The 22293-nt window shown below is 73.6% G+C and carries 20 protein-coding genes and 1 riboswitch; of the genes, 11 read left to right on the forward strand and 9 right to left on the reverse strand.

Features of this window, described 5'->3' with window-relative positions:
* Positions 1 to 95: 95 nt before the first annotated feature.
* Positions 96 to 1181, forward strand: a complete 1086-nt coding sequence (locus ACFSL2_RS23445; RefSeq protein ID WP_377200147.1) for a thiamine-phosphate kinase — start codon at positions 96 to 98, stop codon at positions 1179 to 1181.
* Positions 1182 to 1293: 112 nt separating this feature from the next.
* Here the strand turns inward: ACFSL2_RS23445 and ACFSL2_RS23450 are convergent, their stop codons facing one another.
* Both ACFSL2_RS23450 and rpmB read right to left on the reverse strand, forming a co-directional pair.
* Positions 1294 to 1806 (reverse strand): GNAT family N-acetyltransferase, encoded by a 513-nt coding sequence (locus ACFSL2_RS23450; protein ID WP_377200148.1) that lies wholly within the window; start codon positions 1804 to 1806, stop codon positions 1294 to 1296.
* Between the two features lie 153 nt (positions 1807 to 1959).
* A complete protein-coding gene (gene rpmB, locus ACFSL2_RS23455) occupies positions 1960 to 2157 on the reverse strand; it encodes a 50S ribosomal protein L28 (RefSeq protein WP_119143026.1) in 198 nt (65 codons plus the stop codon).
* Between the two features lie 317 nt (positions 2158 to 2474).
* Between rpmB and ACFSL2_RS23460 the strand changes: the two genes are divergently transcribed.
* From ACFSL2_RS23460 to mutM, 9 genes are all read left to right on the forward strand, one after another.
* On the forward strand, positions 2475 to 4268 hold the full coding sequence (locus ACFSL2_RS23460) for a DAK2 domain-containing protein (RefSeq protein WP_377200149.1): 1794 nt from the start codon (positions 2475 to 2477) through the stop codon (positions 4266 to 4268).
* Positions 4265 to 6526, forward strand: coding sequence for an ATP-dependent DNA helicase RecG (locus tag ACFSL2_RS23465; protein ID WP_377200150.1), 2262 nt, complete (start codon positions 4265 to 4267; stop codon positions 6524 to 6526). The genes ACFSL2_RS23460 and ACFSL2_RS23465 overlap by 4 nt, the downstream gene beginning before the upstream one ends.
* Before the next feature lie 109 nt (positions 6527 to 6635).
* On the forward strand, positions 6636 to 7613 hold the full coding sequence (locus tag ACFSL2_RS23470; RefSeq protein WP_377200151.1) for an endonuclease/exonuclease/phosphatase family protein: 978 nt from the start codon (positions 6636 to 6638) through the stop codon (positions 7611 to 7613).
* Positions 7614 to 7787: 174 nt separating this feature from the next.
* Positions 7788 to 8417, forward strand: coding sequence for a 16S rRNA (guanine(966)-N(2))-methyltransferase RsmD (gene rsmD, locus ACFSL2_RS23475; protein ID WP_377200152.1), 630 nt, complete (start codon positions 7788 to 7790; stop codon positions 8415 to 8417).
* Positions 8414 to 8920 carry a pantetheine-phosphate adenylyltransferase gene (gene coaD, locus ACFSL2_RS23480; RefSeq protein WP_377200153.1) on the forward strand — a complete coding sequence of 169 codons (507 nt, stop codon included), beginning with the start codon at positions 8414 to 8416 and terminating at the stop codon, positions 8918 to 8920. Before rsmD ends, coaD begins: the two co-directional genes overlap by 4 nt.
* Positions 8921 to 9051: 131 nt before the next feature.
* Positions 9052 to 9648 (forward strand): YceD family protein, encoded by a 597-nt coding sequence (locus tag ACFSL2_RS23485; RefSeq protein WP_377200154.1) that lies wholly within the window; start codon positions 9052 to 9054, stop codon positions 9646 to 9648.
* Positions 9649 to 9650: 2 nt separating this feature from the next.
* Positions 9651 to 9845, forward strand: coding sequence for a 50S ribosomal protein L32 (gene rpmF, locus ACFSL2_RS23490; protein ID WP_108495103.1), 195 nt, complete (start codon positions 9651 to 9653; stop codon positions 9843 to 9845).
* 1 nt (position 9846) lies between these two features.
* Positions 9847 to 10632 (forward strand): ribonuclease III, encoded by a 786-nt coding sequence (gene rnc / locus ACFSL2_RS23495; RefSeq protein WP_377200155.1) that lies wholly within the window; start codon positions 9847 to 9849, stop codon positions 10630 to 10632.
* The gene (gene mutM, locus ACFSL2_RS23500; protein WP_377200156.1) at positions 10625 to 11683 is read left to right on the forward strand and encodes a bifunctional DNA-formamidopyrimidine glycosylase/DNA-(apurinic or apyrimidinic site) lyase; all 1059 of its coding nucleotides are present in this window, start codon (positions 10625 to 10627) and stop codon (positions 11681 to 11683) included. The genes rnc and mutM overlap by 8 nt, the downstream gene beginning before the upstream one ends.
* Before the next feature lie 72 nt (positions 11684 to 11755).
* Here mutM and ACFSL2_RS23505 read toward each other — a convergent pair whose 3' ends face one another.
* Positions 11756 to 12733 carry an NAD(P)-dependent oxidoreductase gene (locus ACFSL2_RS23505; RefSeq protein WP_377200157.1) on the reverse strand — a complete coding sequence of 326 codons (978 nt, stop codon included), beginning with the start codon at positions 12731 to 12733 and terminating at the stop codon, positions 11756 to 11758.
* A gap of 127 nt (positions 12734 to 12860) precedes the next feature.
* The gene (locus ACFSL2_RS23510; protein ID WP_377200158.1) at positions 12861 to 13781 is read right to left on the reverse strand and encodes a C40 family peptidase; all 921 of its coding nucleotides are present in this window, start codon (positions 13779 to 13781) and stop codon (positions 12861 to 12863) included.
* 1 nt (position 13782) lies between these two features.
* A riboswitch (cyclic di-AMP (ydaO/yuaA leader) is annotated at positions 13783 to 13948 on the reverse strand.
* A 131-nt stretch (positions 13949 to 14079) separates the two neighbouring features.
* On the opposite strand from ACFSL2_RS23510, the gene ACFSL2_RS23515 reads away from it, so the two are divergent.
* Entirely contained in the window at positions 14080 to 15660 is a 1581-nt protein-coding gene (locus tag ACFSL2_RS23515; protein ID WP_377200159.1) for a phytoene desaturase family protein, read from the forward strand.
* Between the two features lie 79 nt (positions 15661 to 15739).
* On the opposite strand, the gene ACFSL2_RS23520 is transcribed toward ACFSL2_RS23515, so the two are convergent.
* Genes ACFSL2_RS23520 through cydB form a run of 5 tightly spaced genes read right to left on the reverse strand, consistent with a single transcriptional unit; the run spans position 15740 to position 22276 of the window.
* Positions 15740 to 16504: an ABC transporter permease gene (locus ACFSL2_RS23520; protein WP_377200160.1), complete on the reverse strand. Its 765-nt coding sequence runs from the start codon at positions 16502 to 16504 to the stop codon at positions 15740 to 15742.
* Positions 16501 to 17427: an ABC transporter ATP-binding protein gene (locus tag ACFSL2_RS23525; RefSeq protein ID WP_377200161.1), complete on the reverse strand. Its 927-nt coding sequence runs from the start codon at positions 17425 to 17427 to the stop codon at positions 16501 to 16503. Before ACFSL2_RS23525 ends, ACFSL2_RS23520 begins: the two co-directional genes overlap by 4 nt.
* Positions 17428 to 17482: 55 nt before the next feature.
* On the reverse strand, positions 17483 to 19420 hold the full coding sequence (cydC, locus tag ACFSL2_RS23530) for a thiol reductant ABC exporter subunit CydC (RefSeq protein ID WP_377200162.1): 1938 nt from the start codon (positions 19418 to 19420) through the stop codon (positions 17483 to 17485).
* Positions 19417 to 21204 (reverse strand): thiol reductant ABC exporter subunit CydD, encoded by a 1788-nt coding sequence (gene cydD, locus ACFSL2_RS23535; protein WP_377200163.1) that lies wholly within the window; start codon positions 21202 to 21204, stop codon positions 19417 to 19419. Before cydD ends, cydC begins: the two co-directional genes overlap by 4 nt.
* A 22-nt stretch (positions 21205 to 21226) precedes the next feature.
* A complete protein-coding gene (cydB, locus tag ACFSL2_RS23540) occupies positions 21227 to 22276 on the reverse strand; it encodes a cytochrome d ubiquinol oxidase subunit II (protein ID WP_377200164.1) in 1050 nt (349 codons plus the stop codon).
* Positions 22277 to 22293: the final 17 nt, after the last annotated feature.

The raw sequence follows: 22293 nt of genomic DNA on the forward strand, positions 1-22293 counted from the left end.
GGTGGCCGTCCCCGGTGCCCGTTCGCGGCCGGTGTGCGGCTCGCGCGGTGGCCGTCCTGCGCCGCCCGGCCGCGCCTGGCCCTTAGGGTCTACCAGTGACCCGCGTCCGCGACCTCTCCGAGGAGCAGATCCTCGAACGCATAGTGCCCCTGCTGCCCCGGGGGAACGCCACGCTGCTCGGCCCCGGCGACGACGCCGCGGTGCTCGCGGCGCCCGACGGCCGGTTCGTGGTGTCGACCGACGTGCTCGTCGAGGACCGCCACTTCCGCACCCGCTGGTCCACGGGCTACGACGTCGGACGGCGTGCCGCCGCGCAGAACCTCGCCGACATCGCCGCCATGGGGGCCCGCCCCACCGCGCTCGTGACCTCCCTCGTGGTGCCGGGCGACACCGAGCTGGACTGGGTGACCGGCCTGGCCACGGGCCTGGCCGACGCCTGCGCACCGGTCGGTGCGGGCGCCGTGGGTGGTGACCTGTCCGGCGGTCCGTGCCTGGTCGTGAGCATCACCGTGCACGGCGACCTGGAGGGACGCCCGCCGGTGCTGCGGTCGGGCGCTCGGCCGGGCGACGTCGTCGCGCACGCCGGGGTGCGGGGGCGGTCGGCGGCCGGGCTGGCGCTCCTGGAGGCGGGGCTGGTCCGCACGCCGCTGTCCGCCGCCCCGCTGGAGGTCGGCGACGGGGTGCTGCTCGAGGATGCCTGGGAGCGGCTCGTCGCCGCATACCTGCGACCCGAACCACCGCTCGCCGCGGGCATCACGGCAGCGCGGGCGGGAGCCACCTCGATGCTCGACCTGTCCGACGGCCTGCTGCGCGATGCCGGCCGGATCGCCCGCGCGAGCGGCGTTCGGCTGGACCTCGACGCCGGAGCGTTCGCCGCCGACCGGGACGCGCTGCGCTCGGCGGCGCGTGCCGTGGCCGCGGCGACCGGGCTGGGCGATCCCGGCTGGGGCCCGGGGAACGCCGACATCGACGGGCTGGTCGGGCGGTGGGTCTGGGCCGGGGGAGAGGACCACGGGCTGCTTGCGACGTTCCCGGCGGGAGCTCAGCTGCCGGTGGGCTGGTCCGCCGTCGGCCGGGTGCATGCGGCGGGCGAGGCCGGGGTGGGCGCGGCCGGGCCGGCCGTCACGATCGGTGGCGCCCTGCCCGCTGACCAGCCTGGCTGGGACCACTTCAGCGCGTGATCAGGTGACCGAACCCAGTGACTTCGGTCCGATGGGATGAGATCGGTCAGTTGAACGACCGATCTCATCCCATCCGACCGAACTCATCGGGCTGTGGAGGGGGGCTGGCAGGTCAGCGCTTGCGGAAGCGGAGCTGCTTGAGCGGCTGGCCGCCGAAGTCGTCGATGCGCTCGGTGCCGTCGTGCTGGAACCCGTGCCGCCGGTAGAAGTGCTGCGCGCGCTCGTTGCCCTCGAAGATCCAGAGGCTGACGACGGCGCCCGGCTCCAGGCCGTCGAGCGCCGTCCGCATCAGATCGCGCGCCACGCCGGTGCCCCAGGCCCGCGGATGCAGGTAGATGGCATAGATCTCGAGGTCGTCGGGTTCGGCGTCCTCGTCGCGGGACGGGCCCACGCTGGTGAACCCGATGATCTCCCCGGTGTCCTCGGCGACGAGCATGCTGCTGCCTCGGGCGGTCAGGGCGGCAGACCAGTGTCCCGCCCGGTCGGCGACCTCGAGCGAGTCCAGGTAGGAGTCGGGCAGGATCTCAGAGTAAGCACCACGCCAGGAGGCGATGTCGACACGAGCTATGGCTTCGGCGTCGGTCGTCGTTGCTGGGCGGATGGTCACGTCTTCCGGTGCCATCATGACTTCACCTTTTCACCACCGAGTGTGGGGCGCAACTACTTCTTTGGTCCTGGATGAATGTTCAGGAACGCCGAAGACGCCCACCGGGACAAACCCGGCAGGCGTCTTCATCAAGCATTTACGGATCGCGTCAGCGACCCGGCTGCGGCAGCGTCAGGCCGAGACCTTGCGCGTGACCTTGCCGGCCTTGAGGCAGGAGGTGCACACGTTGACGCGCTTGGGAGTCCCGCCCACGATCGCACGGACGCGCTGGATGTTCGGGTTCCAGCGGCGCTTGGTGCGGATGTGAGAGTGCGAAACTGAGTGCCCGAAGCCCGGGCCCTTGCCGCAGACGTCGCAGTTGGCAGCCACGGTGTCTCCTGAATGTCGTGCACGCCTGTGCAGAAACGACAGCACGACGTGATGGATGGTCAAAAAAGGGGGAGCCTGGACGCTTCAGAGCAAGCAACGCTTCTTAGCGGGCCAGGCAACTTCCACAGAGTACCCGATCCCAGGCCGGGCCCTCAAACCGTAGCCGCCAGGTGGTGCGTCACACCGCCGTCGGCCTGGCTGTGCCGCCTGGTCAGGCCGGTGGGCGGCCGCACGCGACCGGCCCGGACGCTCGGTACGGTGGAGCCGTCCGGGCGGGTGCCTGGTCAGTTGTGCAGCCATGTGCAGGAGGGCAGAGCGTGACCGACGTCGACAGCGGCAGCAGGCCGGCCGGACCCGAGCCGGAGCCGTTCCCGGCCGGAGTCCGTCTCGAGGACCCGAGCCTCGTGCGCGCCTGGACGCGTGGGGCGACGGCCGCCCTGCGCCGGGAGCGGGACGCGATCGACCGGATCAACGTCTTCCCCGTGGCCGACGCCGACACCGGCACCAACCTGTATCTGACGTTCCGCGAGGGCGACCGGGCGGTCGCCGGCGCCCCCACCGGGACGACGGGGACGCAGCTGCTGGCGACGCTCGCCCGGGCGGCCCTCCTGGGCGCACGTGGCAACTCCGGCGTGATCCTCAGCGAGTGGCTCCGGGGCCTGGCGGTCGCGGTGCGCCGGGGCGCGGGCACGGCGGAAGCCCTCACGTCGGCGGCGACGTCGGCCAGATCCGCGGTGGCGCGGCCTGCCGCGGGCACCATCCTCACGGCGGCCGACGCCGCGGCGGAGGCGGCGCGGGCCCTCGAGAGCTCGCTGGAGGGCGCCGCGCCGGGTGCGGCGGCAGACGCCGGGCCGCTGCCGATCGTGACCGCCGCCGCGGCCGCCGCACACACCGCGGCCCGCGCGAGCCGCGACGAGCTCGACGCCCTGCGCGCGGCCGGGGTACTCGACGCCGGGGCGCTGGGGCTGGTCCTCGTGCTCGACGCCCTCGCCGTCGCGGCCGCGGGCGGAGTGTCAGTGGCGGACGGCAGCATGGAGGCCGTGAACCTGGATCACCTGCTCGCCGAGGTCGGCACCGGCACCGAGGCCAGCACCGAGGCCGGCGCCCGGCAGCCGGTGACCGACGTGAGCGCCGCGACCGCCGCGACTGCCCCGACCGATACCGGGCCGCACGGTGTCGAGGCCGGCGCGGGCGGCCTGGAGCTGATGTTCGTGCTCACCGCACCGGCCTCGGCCGGGTACGAGACCGTGGCGGCTGGCCTCCGTGCCTCGCTCGGCGAGATCGGTGACTCGGTGGTCGTGGTCGGCGGGGACGCCGGCACCGGGACCGCCGTCTGGCAGGCCCACGTCCACACCGACCACCTCGACCGCGCGCTCACGATCGCGGCGGAGGCGGCACGGGCGGGCGCACTGGCGCAGGTGCACGTGCGCCATCTCGAAGCCGTGCCCCAGCACGAGTGGGGCGTGGTCGCCGCGACCTCCGCCCCCGGGCTGGCCGCGGAGCTCGCGCACGCGGGTGCGGTCGTGCTGCTCACGGGCGGGCTCGGTAGCACCGTCGTCGAGCCGCTGACGGCCGACGACGTCGGGCGTGCCGCCGCATCGACCGGTGCCCGGCGGGTGCTGCTCCTCGGGGCTTCCGACGTGGGGGCTTCCGACGTGGGGGCGTCCGACGTGGGGGCGTCCGACGTGGGAGCGAGTGACCCGGGAGCGGGTGACACGGCGCAGCTCGACGTCGACGAGATCGTCGTGGTGCCGACGCCCACGGACCTCCACGCCGTCGTGGCCCTGGCCGCCCTGGGGACGCTGCTGCCGGTCGGCCCGCCGGACGGGTCCGCCGCGCACGACGTCGACGCGCGCGCGATCGTGGACGAGGCGCTCGCCGCGCTGACCGTCGTGGTGGCGCGCGGAGCCGCCGCGACCGACGCCCTGCGGGACACGGCGGGTCCGGCGACGATGCTGGCGACGGCACTGCTCGACGCGGACGTCCCGGACGGGCTCGCCGACGAGCTCGCCGCCGTGCTCGCGGAGCGGGCGCCGGAGGCGGAGCTCGTCGTCCTGGCGACGGGCCGGCCTGGCGACGGGGTGCACCTGGGCACGGAGGAGGACGCATGACCGAGCGGGCGGACGAGCGGCTGGAGCGCGCCTTCGACAAGCGGACCGCGACGGCCCTGGGCAAGCTCGGGCTGCGGACGGTGGGTGACCTGCTGGGCCACTACCCGCGCCGGTACGCCGATCCTGGCGCGCTCTCGGACATCGCGGCGCTCGAGGTGGGCGAGCACGTGACGATCCTGGCCCGGGTGGAGCAGGCGACCGTCCGGCCGATGCGCAACCGCAGGGGCGCGCTCATGGAGGTGGTGGTGACGGACGGCAACAGCCGCCTGTCCCTCACCTTCTTCGGCAAGCACCGCGGCTCGCTCTACAACCACGAGAAGCGGCTGGTCCCGGGCGCGAAGGGCCTGTTCACGGGAACGGTCGGCCTGTACCGGGGGGCCCGGCAGCTCACCCACCCGGACTTCACGCTCATGGGGGAGGAGTCCGACCTCGACAGTGACGAGGCGCTCCTGGAGCACGCGACCAAGCCGATCCCGATCTACCCGGCGGCGGCAGGCATCCCGAGCTGGAAGATCCAGGGTGCGTTGCGCGTGGTCCTCGACACGCTGACCGACGACGACGTGCCGGACCCGGTGCCCGACGAGGTGCGGGAACGCCAGGGGATGCCCGGTCGGGCCGCCGCGCTGCGCAGCCTGCACCGGCCGGCGACCCTGCAGGAGGCCTACCGGGCGCAGCACCGGATGCGGTTCGAGGAGGCGTTCGTGCTCCAGGCGGCGCTCGCGCAGCGCCGGGCCCGCACCGCCGCGGAGGACGCCACCGCCCGCTCGCCGCTGCCCGCGGACCAGCCGAGCCTCCTCGGGGACTTCGACGCCTCGCTCCCGTTCGTGCTCACCGACGGGCAGCGCACCGTCGGTGACGAGATCGCGGCGGAGCTCGCCAGCCCTCGCCCGATGCACCGGCTGCTGCAGGGCGAGGTCGGCAGCGGCAAGACGGTCGTCGCCCTGCGCGCCATGCTGCAGGTGGTCGACGCCGGCGGCCAGGCCGCACTGCTCGCGCCCACCGAGGTGCTCGCCGCGCAGCACGCCAGGACGCTGCGTGCCCTGCTGGGTCCGCTGGCCGAGGGCGGCACGCTCTTCGGGGCGGAGCGCACCGGGGCGAGCACCCGGGTGGCGCTGCTCACCGGCTCGCTCGGCGCGAAGGCCCGCAAGGCGGCGCTGCTGCAGGCAGCGAGCGGCGAGGCCGGGATCGTGGTGGGCACGCACGCACTCCTGTCGGAGCACGTCCAGTTCGCCGACCTGGGCCTCGTCGTGGTCGACGAGCAGCACCGCTTCGGCGTCGAGCAGCGGGACGCCCTGCGGGCCAAGGGACGGGTGTCGCCGCACCTGCTGGTCATGACGGCCACGCCCATCCCGCGCACCGTGGCGATGACGGTGTTCGGCGACCTGGAGACGTCCTCCCTCACCGAGGTGCCGGCGGGCCGGGCCGGCATCACCACCGTCGCCGTGCCCGCGGGCAACACCCGCTGGACGGACCGCACCTGGGCCCGGGTGCGTGAGGAGGTCGACGCCGGCCGCCGCGCCTATGTCGTGTGCGCGCGGATCCACCCGGACGAGGACACCAAGCAGGCGGCCAAGGACTTCGACGACGTGCCGGAGTTCCTGGACCCTTCGGACCCCGGCACCGGCACGGCCGCCGACCGCCCGCCGCTGCGTGCCGTGCTCGAGGTGGCCGAGGAGCTGCGCTCCCGGCCGGAGCTGGCCGGCGTCGACGTCGGCGTGCTGCACGGGCAGCTGCCGCCCGACCAGAAGGAGGAGGCCATGGCCCGGTTCGCCGCCGGCGAGTCGCCGGTCCTGGTCTCGACCACGGTGGTCGAGGTGGGTGTCGACGTGCCCGAGGCCACGGCCATGGTGATCTTCGACGCCGACCGGTTCGGCATCTCCCAGCTGCACCAGCTGCGCGGGCGGGTCGGACGCGGTACCGACCCCGGCCTGTGTCTCCTGGTGTCCGACGCCGAGCCCGGCACGCCGGCCTTCGCCCGCCTGGAGGCGATGACCGAGACCACCGACGGTTTCAAGCTCGCGAACCTCGACCTGGAGCTGCGCAGCGAGGGCGACGTGCTCGGCGCGGCGCAGTCGGGCCGGACCAGCTCCCTGCGCCTGCTGCGGGTGGTCAAGGACGCCGGCCTCATCGAGGAGGCGCGGACCGCGGCCGTCGACGTCGTGCGGGCGTCCCCGGACCTGGCGGAGTTCCCGGAGCTCGCGGAGGCGATCCGGGCCCAGCTCGACGAGGACCAGGAGGAGTTCCTCGAACGGGCCTGAGCCCCCGGCGGGGCGCGGCGAGCCAGATGCGGGAGGGTGAAACCGTGCTGGGTGAAAGGGATGACCTACGCCTTACGCCCGAAAGGCACAGCCGATAGGGTCACGGCCCGTGACGGTCGACGCGAAACATGCGATCCACACCGCCGTGCCGGCAAAGACCGCCTGGCAGCGCGGGAGGCTCCTCGCGCTCGGGTCCGTGGTGGCTGCCGCATTGCTCGTGGCCCACGATCTCGTGCCCAACCGCTGGGGTAACGTCGGCAGCCTCGTCCAGTCGTTCCTGCCGTGGCTCGGCCTGGCGGTACCGCTCGGGATCCTCGCCGCGCTGCTGCGGCGGTCGGCGCTCGCGATCCTTGCCGTCCTGCTCCCGCTTGCGGCCTGGATCTGGGTGTTCCTGCCCCAGCTGCGTCCCGTCGCGCCGGAACCGGGCGACCTGACCGTGGTGCAGCACAACGTCAGCGACACCAACACCGACGTGGCAGGCACGGCGGAGGTGCTCCTCGCGGCCGAGCCCGACGTCGTGACGCTCACCGAGGTCTCGGATGCGGCGGCCGGCCAGTACACCCAGGAGTTCGGCGACGTGCTGCCGCACCACGAGACGCAGGGCACCGTCGGGATCTGGTCCCGGTACCCGCTCAAGGGTGCGACAGCCGTGGACATCCGGCCCGAGGGAGTGGACGCCACGTGGGACCGCTGCCTGCGGGTGGTGATCCAGCGCGAGGGTGCGGTGGTCGCGCTGTTCGCGGCGCACCTGCCCTCGGTCCGGCTCGGTAGCGGCGGGTTCGAGACGGAGCTGCGGAACGCCAGCGCGCTGCGGCTCGCGGACGCCGTCAACGCCGAGCAGCGCGACACGGTCATCGTCTCGGGAGACCTCAACGCGGTCCTCGTCGACGGCGCGGTCGCGCCGCTGACCAACCTCGTCACGGCTCCGGCGGCCGGCTTCGAGTTCACGTACCCCGAGGCGTTCCCGGTGGCGCAGATCGATCACGTGCTCGCGCGCGGCGCCACCGTCACCGAGGTGCGCGCCCTGGGGGCGACGGGCAGCGACCACCTCCCGCTCCTCGCCCGCATCGACACCCCTTGGTCGTGACGCAGAGCGAAGCACGCCATGCCGACTGCAGAGTTCGTAGCGCTCAGCACCTCTCAAACCGCAACCAACTCTGCAGTGACCGAACGGGGTGATGACCAAGTCTGCAGCCGGCGAGGAGGCAGGTCTCGGCGGTCTCGTAACCGGGGCCTGGCCGGCCGCGTTAGGCTCGCGGGCGTGACCAGGATCGTCGCCGGCTCCCTTGGCGGCCGCACCATCGCGGTGCCGCCCAAGGGCACCCGGCCCACGAGCGACCGCGTCCGTGAGGCGATCTTTTCCCGGCTGACCCACCTCGACGTGCTCGACGGCGCCCGCGTGCTCGACCTCTACGCCGGCTCCGGTGCGCTCGGCCTGGAGGCCGCCAGCCGTGGCGCCGCCGAGGTGACCCTCGTGGACAGCGCGCGCCCCGCCGCCGACGTCGCGCGCAAGAACGTCGCCACGCTCAGGCTGACCACCGTGCGCGTCGTTACCGAGACCGCCGAACGGTTCGCTGCGGCGCTCGCGGGTGCCGGGCCGCGTGCAGGCTCTGCCGCGACCTCCGGCACGACGGCGGCGCTGGACCTCGTCTTTCTCGACCCGCCCTACGACCTCGACGAGACCACGCTCGCCGCCGTCCTGACGCACCTGGCCGCGCCGGATGTCCTGGCCGACGACGCCGTCGTGGTCGTCGAGCGCTCGATCCGCACCCCCGAGCCGACCTGGCCGGTCGGCCTCGCCGCGTTCGCGCGCAAGGACTACGGGGAGACGGCGGTGTACTACGCGGAGCCCTCCGGCAGTGCGGAGCCGTCGGATAGCGTGGGCGCGTGACCACCGTCGTCTGCCCCGGGTCCTTCGATCCCATCACTCTCGGCCACCTCGACGTCGTGCGTCGCGCCGCCACGATGTTCGACGAGGTGGTGGTCGGCGTCGCCAAGAATCCTGGCAAGTCCGGCCTGCTCGACCTCGAGACGCGCGCCGAGCTCGTGCGCGCGGCGGTGTACACCCTGGCCCAGACCGAGCCCGCGATGTCGCGGGTCCGCGTCGCCGTGGTGCCGGGCCTGCTGGTGGACTTCTGCCGGGAGGCCGGTGCGGTGGCGGTCGTGAAGGGTCTGCGCGGGGGTGGAGACTTCGACGCGGAACAGCCGATGGCGCTCATGAACCGGCACCTGTCGGGCGTCGAGACGATCTTCCTGCCGGGCGACCAGCGGTACGCGCACGTCGCGTCGTCCCTGGTGAAGGACATCGCACGGCACGGCGGACCGGTCGACGACCTGGTTCCGCCCGGGGTCACGGCAGCGCTGCGGTCGGCGCTGGGGCAGCCCACGGGCTAGCCCGTGAGGGCCGTCACCCCCTGCGGGCGCGCGTGCGGCCCGATCCATGTCGTAGGATTGGTTTTTGGCCCGTGGCGTGAGGTATTGCGCCGGGTCCGACCCCCTTCACCGTCCTCTCGGACACTGCCTTCATGGAGCCTGTTATTTCCCGCGAACCGAACTCACCGCTCGTGCTCGACACGCACGAGCTGTCTCGGCGTGCCGGATCCATGCGTACGCACAGCGCGACCGTGCAGGCGCCGTCGGATCTCGGTACCGCTGTGATCGGTATCCCGGAAGGTTCCGACCTCGAGCTGGATCTTCGACTCGAGTCCGTGATGGAGGGCGTGCTGGTCTCCGGTACTGTCCGCGGCACGGCAAAGGGCGAGTGCAGCCGCTGCCTCGACGACATCAGCCGTGAGCTCACGGTCGACATCACCGAGCTGTTCGCCTACCCCGAGAAGGCCGCTGCGTCGGCCAAGGCGGGGGACGACGACGTCGAGGACGAGGAATCCGTCCTGGACGACGACGACATGGCCGACCTGGAGCCTGCGCTTCGGGATTCGGTCGTGACTGCACTACCATTTCAACCGCTGTGCCGGGAGGACTGCCCCGGCCTGTGCTCCGAGTGCGGAGCACGCCTGGCAGACGATCCCGGTCATCACCATGACGTAGTCGACCCTCGTTGGTCGGCGCTTCAGAGCATGCTCGAATCTACGAGCGTGTCGGACGAGACGAAAGAGAGCTAGCCGTGGCTGTTCCGAAGCGCAAGATGTCGCGCAGCAACACCCGTGCGCGTCGCTCGCAGTGGAAGACCACCGCAGCGACCCTCACCACCTGCCCGCAGTGCCAGGGCAACAAGCTGCCGCACACGGCGTGCCCGACGTGTGGCACCTACAAGGGCCGCACGTACCGCGACGCCCTGAAGACCGTTCACGCGGGCTGACGTGGCCAAGGGCGGGACGTCGCCGGCGAGGCCGGAACCTACCGCGCTGCTCGAGAAGCTCGGGGTCCATCTGGACCCCGAGCTTCTTGTGCTGGCACTGACCCACCGGTCGTTCGCGCACGAGGCCGGTGGCATCCCCACGAACGAGCGCCTGGAGTTCCTGGGCGACACCGTGCTGGGGCTGGTGGTCACGGAGGCGCTGTTCCGGCGGCACCCCGACCTGTCGGAGGGCGATCTGGCGCGCATGCGTGCGGCGACGGTGTCGCAGCGCGCGCTCGCCGCGATCGCGCGCACCCTCGGGCTGGGCAAGTACGTGCTGCTCGGCAAGGGTGAGATCCGCACGCGCGGCTTCGAGAAGGACTCGATCCTGTCCGACACGGTCGAGGCCCTGATCGGCGCCACCTACCTCTCGCACGGTCTCGAGACGTCGCGGGAGCTGGTGCACCGGCTCGTGGACTCGACGCTCGACGTCGCGGCGGGTCTCGGCGCCGGTCTCGACTGGAAGACGTCCCTGCAGGAGGCCTCCGCCGAACGCGGTCTGGGTTCCCCGGACTACATCGCGACGTTCGAGGGCCCCGAGCACGCGCGCGTCTTCCACTCGACGGTCGTGATCGACGGTGTCACCTACGGCTCCGGCTCCGGCAGCGCGAAGAAGCACGCCGAGCAGGGGGCGGCCGAGGAGACCTACCGGACGCTGCTGGAGAAGTTCCCGCTGTCCGAGCCCGAGGGCGATCAGGCGTCCGCCGTGCACGGCTCCGAGAGCAAGGCCCCGGCCTCCGGTGCCTGAGCTGCCCGAGGTCGAGACCGTCCGCGATGGTCTGGACCGGCTCGTCGTCGGCGCCGTCGTGCGTGACGTCGAGGTGTTCCGCGAGTACAGCGTGCGCCGGCACGACGGTGGTCCCGGCTCGTTCCGTGACCAGCTCGCCGGACGGCGGCTGAGCGCCGCCGTCCGCCGGGGCAAGTTCCTCTGGCTGCCGCTGGAGGAGGCTGCCACGGTCCAGCCCGTGCAGCCCGTGCAGCCCGAGCCGGTCGAGGCCTACCCCGCAGCGGCCCTGCTCGCCCATCTCGGTATGTCGGGGCAGCTGCTGGTCCGAGGGGCGGTGCTCAGCGGAGAGCAGACCCCGACCGCGGTGCTGGGCGACGAGCCGGGGCGAGCGACGGCCGCGGACGACTGGCGCCACCCGCACCTGCGGGTCCGCCTGCACCTGACCGGTGCGCCCTCCGGCGCGCGATACCTCGACTTCGTGGACCAGCGCACCTTCGGACACCTGAGCGTGCAGGACCTGGTGCACGACCACGTCCCGACCCGGGGGAGCGCGACCCCGCCGTCGGCCGTCCCGGCAGGGCACGGCTCGGACCTGCCCCTGCTGCCGGAGCCGGTCGCGCACATCGCCCGCGACCTGCTCGACCCGAACCTGGACCTGGACGACCTCGTGCGGCGGGTGCGCCGCCGTCGGACACAGGTCAAGCGCGCGCTGCTGGACCAGACGGTCTTGTCCGGCGTCGGCAACATCTACGCGGACGAGGCGCTGTGGCGCGCGCGGGTGCACTGGGCACGCCAGACGGACAAGCTCAGGGTCGCGGACGTGCGGCGGGTGCTGGACTCGGCGGCCGAGGTGATGCGTGAGGCGCTCGCCCAGGGCGGCACCAGCTTCGACGAGCTGTACGTCAACGTGAACGGGCAGTCCGGCTACTTCGACCGGTCGCTCGCCGTGTACGGCCGCGAGAACGAGGAGTGCCGCCGCTGCGGCGCTCTGGTCCGCCGCGACGCGTTCATGAACCGCTCATCATTCAGCTGCCCGGTCTGCCAGCCCGCCCCGCGCACCCGCACCCCGTAATCCTCGTTGAGTGCTGGCTATCTGTTGGCATGCGGCCCAATAGCCCGCACATACCCAGCACTCAACGGAGGGTCAGCGGGGGGCTACGTTGCGGAGGTCGCCGGCCGCCCGCCAGGTCGTGAGCTGGTCCGCCAGGAACCGCGCCGCGCGGCGCGGCCGCCCGCCTGCCACGTGCGGGGTGAGGATCAGGTTCGGCGCGTCCCAGAGCGGGGAGTCGGCCGGCAGGGGCTCGGTCTCCATGACGTCGAGCGCCGCACCGGCGAGCCGCCCGGACCGCAGGGCCTCCACCAGTGCCGCCTCGTCGACCGTCGCGCCGCGGCCGACGTTGACGAAGCGCGCCGACGGCGGCAGCAGGCGCAGCAGGCGGTCGTCGAGAATGTGCTGGGTGGCCGGGACGGCCGGCAGCAGCGAGATGAGCAGGTCGGTCTCGCCCAGGAGCGCGTCCAGGCCGGCGGCGTCCACCACGGGGTAGCCGGAGCGTTCGCCCGCCCGCGAGGCGACGCCCGTGACCTGCGCGCCGAGCGCGGTCAGGAGCGGCGCCAGCCGCAGGGCGATCGAACCGAAACCCCAGATCGTCACACGCGCGTCGTCGAGCGTGTACTCGCGGCCCGTGACGGGATCCGCCTGGGCGAACGCGATCTCCTTGGCCCAGCGGTGCTCCCGCTGCGCGGCCAGCGACGTGTCGAGGCGTCGGACCGACGCGAGGACCAGGGCCAGGGCATGCTCGGTGACGGTGTCGTCGTGCAGGGACTGGCCCGACGAGATGACCACGTCGGGGCCGAACCCGGCTCCCAGCGCGACGTCCGGCCCGGCGGAGAGCGTCTGCACCCAGCGCAGCCGGGGCAGCCGCCGGGCGGCGTCGGCGACGATCTTGGGCGGGCTGGACCAGGTGACCAGCACCTCGGCGTCCGTGTGCTCCTCGGGGATCGGGTCGTTCATCGCGTACGTGGCGACGACGTCGGGGCCGCCGGGAGCGAAGGAGGCTCCGGCGTCGGGCAGGAGCGCCGGGAAGTCGAGGTCGAAGGGCACGTCCGGTACGAGGATCTTCACGCCCGGGACGTTACCGGACGGTGCTCATGGACGAACGCGGTGCTCGCGGACGAGCACGGGGTGGGTCGCACCGGACGTCCGGTGCGACCCACCCCGTGGCCGGTCTGGAGAACTGTACGAGAAGCGGTCAGCCCGTGACGCGGATGAACACCGCGTTGTTCTGCCACATCTCGCCGTACTGCACGGGGGTGCCCTGCTGCTGGGCCTCCACGACCATGCCGTTGCCGGCGTACAGGGAGACGTGGCCGGGCGTCCACACGATGTCGCCGGGCTGGGCCTCGGCGGCGGAGACCTGGTAGCCGACGGTCGACATCGCGCTCGAGCTGTGCGGGAGGTCGACCCCGAGCTGGGCGTAGACGTACTGGATGAGTCCGGAGCAGTCGAAGCCGCTGGGGGAGGCTCCGCCCCACACGTAGGGCACGCCCACGTACTCGAGGGCCAGGTTGACGGCTTGCTGGCCCAGGCCGGAGGTGTCGGCGACGGTCTCGACGGCGGCAGCAGCCTCCGCCTCGGCGGCGGCCTCGGCCTCAGCGGCTGCTGCGGCCTCGGCTGCTGCGGCCGCCTCGGCCTCGGCCTTCGCCTTCGCCTCGGCCTCCGCCTCCGCCTCGGCGCGCGCCTCGGCCTCCGCCTTGGCCTTGGCCTCGGCGATGCCGGCCTCGGTCTCGGCGTACGGCGTCACCGACACGCGTCCGCGCTCGGCCCAGAAGTCGGCGTTCTGCGTGACCTCGACCTTGGTGACGAGGTTCTCGGTGAAGCCGGCCCGGGTCGTGGAGTCGACGGTGTTGCTGACCGGCGTCGCGTTGGCGAGCGTCGTCTGCGTGTGCGTCTCGGGGGGCGCCGTGTGGGCGGTCTGCGTGAAGACCGACGCCAGCATGCCGGACGTGACGACCGCGATGGCGCCAGTTCGGGCAGCGTTCTCGGCGGCGGTCTGGGTCAGTGCGGTGAAGGGGGTGAGCGCGGGGCCGTCGGCGCGGTGCCTGCCCCGGCTGCTGGGACGGTTTGCCTGGTCGTCCGCCCAGTCATGGGTGCGGTCGGTGAGTACGGTCACCAGTGATCTCCTCGGACGCCTACGAAGTGAGCTGTCGGGTTCGGATGGGGAGAGCGATCACCCGGCCTCGCAAGGAGGCTTCACCCCAAGGACACTCACGTGCCCGGCCTACTTGGTTCCCCCGTCCCTGTCACGTCGTAGCTGCTCAGATCCGGTGACAGGGCTCGGCGTCCGGACCAGGACCCCACCGTTACTGGCGAGGTGTCATGACCGTACCCGCCCATCGAGCAAATGTCACGATTAGGTCACATACCAACTTGTGATGGAACCTCGCTGGTAATCAGTGCCCCATGCGACTATGACGTGCATGCCAGATTCCATGCGTTCCCGGTACGACGTCGTCGTCGTGGGCGGCGGCCACAACGGCCTCACCGCCGCGGCCTACGCGGCCCGTGGCGGCCGGTCGGTCCTGGTCCTCGAACGAGCGGACCACGTGGGCGGCGCCGCCGTCTCGGCCCAGCCCTTCGCCGGGGTGGACGCACGGCTCTCCCGCTACTCCTACCTCGTCTCGCTCCTCCCGCGACAGGTGGTCGAGGAGCTCGAGCTCCCCATCACCCTGAAGCGCCGGCGCTGGTCCTCCTACACACCCGTGGCCGACGGCGGCCTCCTCGTCGACAGCCAGGACGACGCCGTCACGCGCGCCTCCTTCCGTCACCTCACCGGGTCGGACGCCGACTTCGAGGCCTGGGGGCGCTTCTACGCCATGACCGGCGAGGTGGCCCGACGCCTCGCGCCCACCCTCACCGAGCCGCTGCTCCCACGCTCGGTCGTGCGCGACCGGGTGGTCGACGGTGTGGGGGAGGAAGCCTGGCGCTCGCTCTTCGAGGAGCCCCTCGGTGCGGCGCTGCGCCGCACCTTCGCCGACGACGTCGTGCGCGGGGTCGCGGCCACCGACGGTCTGATCGGCACGTTCGCCGACGTCGACGAGCCGACCCTGCGGCAGAACCGCTGCTTCCTCTACCACGTCATCGGTAACGGGACCGGCGACTGGGACGTGCCGGTCGGCGGGATGGGCGCCGTCTCGGGCGCCTTGCGCGACGCCGCACTGGCGGCCGGCGCCACGATCGTCACCTCGGCGACCGTCACCGCGGTGGACCCCGGCACCGCGGGCGCGGAGGTCGCCTGGACCGACGCCGACGGACGCACGCAGGGCGTCACCGCGGGGCACGTGCTCGCCGGCTGCGCCCCGGCGGAGCTGGACCGGCTGCTCGGCGGCGAGCCCGCGGCGCCCGGCACCTCCCCCGAGGGCGCCCAGCTCAAGGTCAACATGCTGCTGACCCGCCTGCCCCGGCTGCGCGACGGTGTCGACCCCGTCGCTGCGTTCAGCGGCACCCTGCACGTCAACGAGTCCCTGACCCAGCTCCAGCACGCGCATGCACAGGCGGCCGCCGGGCAGGTTCCCGACCTACCGCCGAGCGAGATCTACTGCCACACCCTGACCGACCGGACCATCCTCGGCCGGGAGCTCGCCGCGACCGACGCGCAGACCATCACCCTGTTCGGCCTGCACATGCCGGCCCGCCTCTTCCGTGCGGACCCGGACGGCGCACGGGACCAGGCGCTCCGGGCGACGCTCGCGTCCCTGGACTCGGTGCTGGCAGAGCCGATCGAGGACGTGCTCGCGCTCGACGCCGACGGCGCCCCCTGCCTCGAGGTGCGCAGCCCCGTCGACCTGGAGGGCGACGTCGGGCTGCCGGGCGGGCACATCTTTCACCGGGACCTCGGCTGGCCCTTCGCCGAGTCCGACGACGACGCCGGGCGCTGGGGCGTCGAGACTGCGCACCCGCGGGTCCTGCTGGCGGGTGCGGGCGCGCGCCGGGGTGGGGGCGTGAGCGGGATCCCGGGCCGGGCGGCCGCCATGTCGGTGCTGACGGAGTAGGCGAGAACGGGGTTGTGTTCCTGAACGGTGCTCAGAGGAACACAACCCCGTTCTCGCCCGGTCAGCCTGACCAGCGCAGTCAGCGGATCTCGGCGCGCCGGAGCCGCCACAGACCGGCGGCGAACGGGGCGGCTATCCACAGTGCCGCCGTGAGGCCGAGCTGGGTCCACTGCTCGCCCGTGACGGTCTCGCCGAGCAGCGCGTACTGGGCGTGCGTGAGGTCGAGCCACGGCGCGGCGGCGCCGTACCACTCCACGGCCATGGCCAGCTGGCTGGACAGCGAGGGTACGACCAGCGCGAACAGGAGATAGCCCACCAGTGCGACGGACGACCGGCGCAGGATCGTGCCGAGCGTGAACCCGACGGCCACGCCGACGGCCTGGAAGGTGAACAGGTACAGGTGGTCGGCCACGGACAGGTTCCACACCGGCGCCGTCCCCTCGACCGCCGCGCTCAGCAGGGCCCCGCAGGCGGCCAGCCCGAACGTCAGTGCCGTCGCGACCAGTGTGAGCCCGGCCACGCAGGCGGCCTTGGCGGCGATCACCCGCCCGCGCCGGGGGACGAGCGTGAACGTGGTCAGCGCACCCCGCTGGCTCCATTCGCCCGTGACCGACAGCAGGCCCACCATCGGCACCAGCAGCCCGAGCGGGTAGGCGACCGCGTTGGCCAGGTCGGCATAGGTCGCCTGGAAGGGAGCGAACAGGACCAGGACCGCGACGGCGCCGACGGCGACCAGCGCGATGCTCACCAGGAGCCAGAGCGCGGACCGGGTGTCGGCCAGCTTGCGCAGCTCCACGTCGACGAGCCGGCGGAACGGGATGGGCGCGGTGCGCTGCGTGCTCACGCGGCGGCTCCTGTCGTGGTGGGGGCGGAGGGCGCGGTGTCCCGCTGGGTCGGCGCGGTGAGGGCGAGGAAGGTCTCCTCGAGGCCCACGCCGTCGGCCGCCCGAAGCTCGGTCACCGGCACGCCGGCGGAGAAGGCGACGCGGCCCGCGTCGGCCAGGTTCGCGTCCGTGAGCACCGCACCGTCGTCCGTGCGGGACGTCGTCTGCCCGGCGGCTTCGAGCGCCGCGGTCAGCGCCGCCGCGTCGTCGGCTCGGACCAGGGTGCCGACGCCGGCCAGGAGCTCCGACTTGGGTCCGCCCGCAACGACCCGCCCGCCGCCGATCACGACGATGTCGTCGGCGATGGTCTCGATCTCGGCGAGCAGGTGGGACGAGAGCAGCACGGTGCCGCCGTCGTCCGCGAAGTCACGCAGCAGGTCCCGCATCCACCGGATGCCGGCCGGGTCGAGGCCGTTGGCCGGCTCGTCGAGGATGAGTACCTCCGGCTCGCCGATCAGCGCCGTCGCGACCCCCAGCCGCTGGCGCATGCCGAGCGAGTAGTTGCCCACGCGCCGCTTGGCCTCCTGCGGTGTGAGGCCCACCCGGTCGAGCGTCTCGCTCACGCGGGCCGCGGGCAGGCCGAGGGTGCGCTGGGCGAGCACCAGGGACTCCCGTCCGGTGCGGCCGGCATGCTGGGCCGACGCGTCGAGGAGCACCCCCACCTCCCGCCCCGGGTTGGGCAGGTCGGCGAACCGGCGGCCGAGCACCTGCGCGGTGCCGGACGTCGCCTCGGCCAGTCCGGTGAGGATGCGTAGCGTCGTGGACTTGCCCGCGCCGTTCGGCCCGAGAAAGCCGGTCACGCGGCCGGGCCGCGCCGTGAAGGAGACGTCGTCGACGGCCGTGAAGTCCCCGTACCGCTTGGTCAGCGCCGAGATGGTGATCATGACGACGACGCTAGGGCGGCGGTCGGCCGGAGCGGCTCCGGGATGCCCCCGGTTCTCACCCTGGTTCGGCGGCCGGCCGGTCGGGGTCCAGCAGGTCGGTCTCCTGCGCGGCCGACCACGCGTAGTCGGGGTCGGTCCGCAGCAGATCCGCGTGCGTACCCCTCGCCCGGACCCCCTCGCCGACCCCGAGCGCCACCACCTCGTCGGCCGCCGCCAGCGGGGTGAGCCGGTGCGTCGCCAGCAGCACCGCACGCCCGGTCGCCCGCGCGTGCGCCGCCACCGCGCTCACCAGGGCATCCGCGGTGCGGCCGTCCAGGTGCTCGGCGGGCTCGTCCACGAGCAGCACCCGCGCGGGGGAGAGCAGGGCGCGGGCAACCAGGAGGCGACGGCGCTCACCGCCGGAGACCGCCGCTGCGTCCGTACCGACCAGGGTGTCCAGCCCCTCGGGCAGCGCGGCCAGCCACGTCCCCAGCCCGACGGCCTCGAGCGCGGTCCGGGCCTCGGCGGCCGTGACGTCTCCGCGGGCCACCCGCAGGTTCTCCAGGACCGTGGTGTCGAACAGATGCCCGTCCTCGGCCACGAACAGCCGGCCTGAGCTGGTCGGGGCGCTCGGTGTGGCCGGTGTGGTCGGTGTGGTCGGCAGAACGTCAGATGATCGGTAACTCGGAATGCCGACCTCCTGACGTTCTGCCGACCACGCGGAGACCGTTCCACCGACTGGCGGGATCAGCCCGGCGGCGGTCATCAGCAGCGTCGTCTTCCCGACGCCGGACGGTCCGGCCAGTGCCACGACGGAACCAGGGCGCAGCGTGAGGGACACCCCCTCGACGGCGGTGCGCGGGCGCCCGGCGGCGTCGGGCCAGCCGGCGGCGACGCCGTCGAGCACGAGCAGCGCGCCGCCCGCTTCCCCGGACGTGCCGGGCGCTCCGGCTTCCCCGGACACGCCGCGCGCCCCCGCTTCCCCCGACGCGCCCTGCGCCGGGGCAGCCTGCGTTACCGATCCCGGATCGGACGCGGGCAGGAGCGCCAGCAGCCGACGCGCCGCCTCCCGCGACCGGTGGAGCTGGACCGCGGCGGCGGGGAGCCCGGCCGTCGCCTCGAACACGGCGAGCGGCGTCAGCACGATCACGGACAGCGCCTCCACCGACAGCGAACCCGCCAGCGCGGCCGGGATCCCGAGCGCCAGCGCGGCGAGCACCGCGAGACCCTGGGCCAACGCCCCCAGCGCAGCGGCGAACCCAGAGGTGCGGGCGCCGTCGTCGGCGACGGCGGACAGGCGGGCGTCGGCCGTGTCGAGGCCGGCCAGTCGTGCGCCGAACCGACCGGCGACCCGCAGCGGCGCCGACTCCTCGAGGATCTCCAGGGACAGTGCGGTCACGTCCCCCCGGGCGGCGGCGCCCCGTGCCTCGGTGCGCGCCGCCGCCCGTGCGGCGAGCCACGGCGTCAGGACCCCGGCGAGCACCAGGCAGAGCAGCAGCGCCGCACCCGCCGACGGCAGCAGCACGCCCAGGAGGACCACCGAACCGAGCGACGTCACCACCGCGACACCCGCCGGCACGATCGCGCGGACGACGACGTCGCCGACGTCGTCCACGTCCTGACCGATGCGCGCCAGGAGCTCGCCGCGCCGCACCGTGACCGGACGGTCGTCCGCGGCCAGCCGGTCGTACAGGTTGGCGCGCAGTGCGGCCATGCCTCGCAGGGCGACGTCGTGCGAGGCGAGGCGCTCGCAGTACCGCAGCACGCCGCGCCCGATCCCGAACGCCCGCACCGCCACCACGGCCACCGACAGCGTGAGTACCGGGGGCATCTGCGATGCGCGGGCGACGAGCCAGGCGGCCACGGCCGCGAGCCCGATCGCGCAGGCGAGCGCGAGGACGCCGAGTCCGATCGCCGCCGCCACCTTGACCGGTCGGACCTCCAGCAGCGGCAGCACCCGGCGCAGGGGATCGGCGTGCGCGTCCCGGGCCGGACGCTGTGTCGAGGTGGTCATGCTGCCTCCCGGTCCGGCGTGGCCGCGGCGTCGGGCGCGGAGCGGACGTCGATCACCTGGTCCGCGAGCCCGAGCAGCGACGCCCGGTGCGCCACGACGAGCACGGTGCGGCCGGAGTCGCGCCAGGCGCGGACCGTGTCGAGCACCGCCTGCTCGCCCCACGCGTCGAGGTGTGCGGTCGGTTCGTCGAGGATCACCAGGGGCTTGGTCGCGGCGTCGTCGAGCAGGGTGGCCGTCAGGGCCACGCGCTGCCGCTGGCCGACGGACAGTCCGGCGCCTCCGAGCCCGACGGGCGTGTCCCAGCCGTCCGGGAGGGTGGCGACGACCGTGTCGAGCCCGGTCAGCCGGGCGGCCGCGGCGAGGTTCGGCCCGGTGCCGGGTGCGGCGCCGTCCAGCACGACGTCGCGCAGGCGTCCCGGGGGGAGCGACGGCCGCTGCGGGACCCAGGTGAGCGCGGCCCACCAGGCCTCCAGCTCGTCCGCCGGCAGGTCCGCCAGGTCGCGGGCCGTCGCCGCACCGCGTGGTGCCAGCCGCACCCGGCCGACGTCGGGGGCCAGGAGCCCCAGCACCGCGAGCACGGCCGTCGACTTGCCCGAGCCGCTCGGCCCGCGCAGTGCGACCACCCGCCCGCTCCCGGGCTGCCCGGAGCCGAGCGGAATCCGCGCGGTCAGCGCGGCGGGCGCCACCACCCCGCGGCCGGGGGCCCGTACCGAGACCTCCTCGAGCACGAGCACGCCGCCCGTCGCGGTGACCGGGCGGTGCTCCGCGGACGCGGCGGGACCCGCGGACGGCGCTCGGTCGAGCACGGCGAGCGCCTTCGTGGCGGCTGCGACCCCGTCCACCGAGGCATGGAACTCCGCGCCGACCCGGCGCAACGGCAGGTACACCTCGGGTGCGAGGACGAGTACCGCGATCGCGGGCTGCAGCTCCATGGCACCCTCGACGAGGCGCAGTCCGACGCCGACCGCGACGATCGCCACCGAGAGCGTGGTGAGCAGCTCGAGGACCATCGAGGAGAGGAACGCGATCCGGAGCGTTCCCATGGTCGCTCGGCGGGAGGCGTCGCCGAGCGCGCGCACCCGCTCGCCCGGCCCGAACGACCGTCCGAAGGCGCGCAGCGTCGGCAGCCCGGCGACGAGGTCGAGCACCTGGGTGCCGAGCCGTTCCACGGTGGCGAGGCGCCGCTCGGACGTCCCGGCCGTCAGACGTCCGACCAGGACCATGAACACGGGCACGAGCGGCAGCGTCACGACCAGGATCACCGCCGACACCCAGTCCAGCCCCAGCACCACGCCGACCAGCGCGGGGGTGACCAGCGCCGTCAGCACGAGCTGCGGCACGTAGCGCACCAGGTACGGCTCGAGCGCGTCGAGACCGCGCGTCGCGAGGGTCGCGACCTCGGCTTCCGGGCTCGCACCGCGCCCGCTGCCCGACGCCGGGGCGTGGGCCCCGCCGGCCGGACGCGGGCCGCGCAGCGCCCAGGCCTCGACCACGGCGTGCCGGAGCTCGGCGATCGTCCGGGCGGCGGCGCGCAGCGCGTACCGTTCCTGTGCCCAGGCGACGCCCGTCCGCCCGGCGACCACCAGTGCCAGGCCGACGAAGGGCCACGCCAGTGCGGATCCGGGCGGAGCGTCTCCGCGCACCACCGGTGCCAGCAGGGCCGCGATCAGCAGGGCCTGCGCCACGATGAGCGCGGCGGCGGCGACGCCCAGCCCGATCGTCAGTCCCACGTACCGGCGGGCTGCGGGGGCCTGCCGCAGGAGCCGGGGGTCGAGGGGCTTCATGCGTTCCTGGTCCCGTAGCCGTTCAGAACGCCGCGTCCTTGATCTTCTTCCAGGTCAGACCGGCCGGCGCGGGGATGTGGTCCACGGTGAGCCGGCGCCGGAAGACCCAGTAGGTCCATCCCTGGTACAGGAGCACGACGGGGGTGAGCGCCACCGCGACCCACGTCATGACGGTGAGCGTGTACGGGGTGGACGCCGCCTCGGCGATGCTGAGCGAGTTGCCACCGGCCAGGCCGGGCAGCACGTCGGGGTACATGGACCCGAAGATCAGCACCACGGCGGCGACGATCGTCACCGCGGAGAGCGTGAAGGCGTAGCCCTCGCGCCCGGCCCGGTTGGTCCGCAGGACGCCGACCAGGGCCAGCGCGCCGACGAGCACGACGGCCCAGGTCCAGGCGGGCGAGAACGCGATCTGCGTCCAGACCGCCCAGGCTCCCGCGACGGCCAGGGCGACGACCGACAGCGCCCCGGCGAAGCGCCGAGCCCGCACCCGGATCGCGCCGTCGGTCTTGAGCGCCACGAACACGGCGCCGTGCAGCAGGAACAGCACGAGCGTGGTCAGGCCGCCGAGCAGCGCGAACGGGTTGAGCAGGGCGCCGAGCCCGCCCACGTACTGGTGCGCCTCGTCGAGCTGCACCCCGCGGACCAGGTTGGCGAACAGCACGCCCCACAGGATGGCGGGCACCCAGGAACCGACCTGGATCGCGAGGTCGCAGCGGCGCGCCCAGACGGCGTCGGAGATCTTGCCGCGGTACTCGAAGGCGACACCGCGCACGATGAGCGCCACCAGGATGGCGAGCAGCGGCAGGTAGAAGCCGGAGAACAGGGTGGCGTACCACTCGGGGAACGCCGCGAAGGTGGCGCCGGCGGCGGTGAGGAGCCATACCTCGTTGCCGTCCCACACGGGGCCGATGCTGTTCACCAGCACCCGCCGCTCCTTCTCCCGGTGCGCGGCGTCTCCGCGGGGCAGCAGCGACATCAGCATGCCGACGCCGAAGTCGAAGCCCTCGAGCACGAGGTACCCGGTCCACAGAACCGCGATGATGAAGAACCACACGAGTGCGAGGTCCACGGTCACGTCCTTTTGTC

The sequence above is a fragment of the Promicromonospora aerolata genome, assembly GCF_042682255.1.
GTDB lineage: Bacteria > Actinomycetota > Actinomycetes > Actinomycetales > Cellulomonadaceae > Promicromonospora > Promicromonospora aerolata.

Bases quoted from the DNA above. Each gene is read 5' to 3' on its own strand.
- ACFSL2_RS23450 (WP_377200148.1), bottom strand. From the start codon at position 1,806: ATGATGGCACCGGAAGACGTGACCATCCGCCCAGCAACGACGACCGAC.
- ACFSL2_RS23465 (WP_377200150.1), top strand. From the start codon at position 4,265: ATGACCGAGCGGGCGGACGAGCGGCTGGAGCGCGCCTTCGACAAGCGG.
- ACFSL2_RS23485 (WP_377200154.1), top strand. From the start codon at position 9,052: ATGGAGCCTGTTATTTCCCGCGAACCGAACTCACCGCTCGTGCTCGAC.
- ACFSL2_RS23515 (WP_377200159.1), top strand. From the start codon at position 14,080: ATGACGTGCATGCCAGATTCCATGCGTTCCCGGTACGACGTCGTCGTC.
- ACFSL2_RS23525 (WP_377200161.1), bottom strand. From the start codon at position 17,427: ATGATCACCATCTCGGCGCTGACCAAGCGGTACGGGGACTTCACGGCC.
- cydC (WP_377200162.1), bottom strand. From the start codon at position 19,420: ATGACCACCTCGACACAGCGTCCGGCCCGGGACGCGCACGCCGATCCC.
- cydD (WP_377200163.1), bottom strand. From the start codon at position 21,204: ATGAAGCCCCTCGACCCCCGGCTCCTGCGGCAGGCCCCCGCAGCCCGC.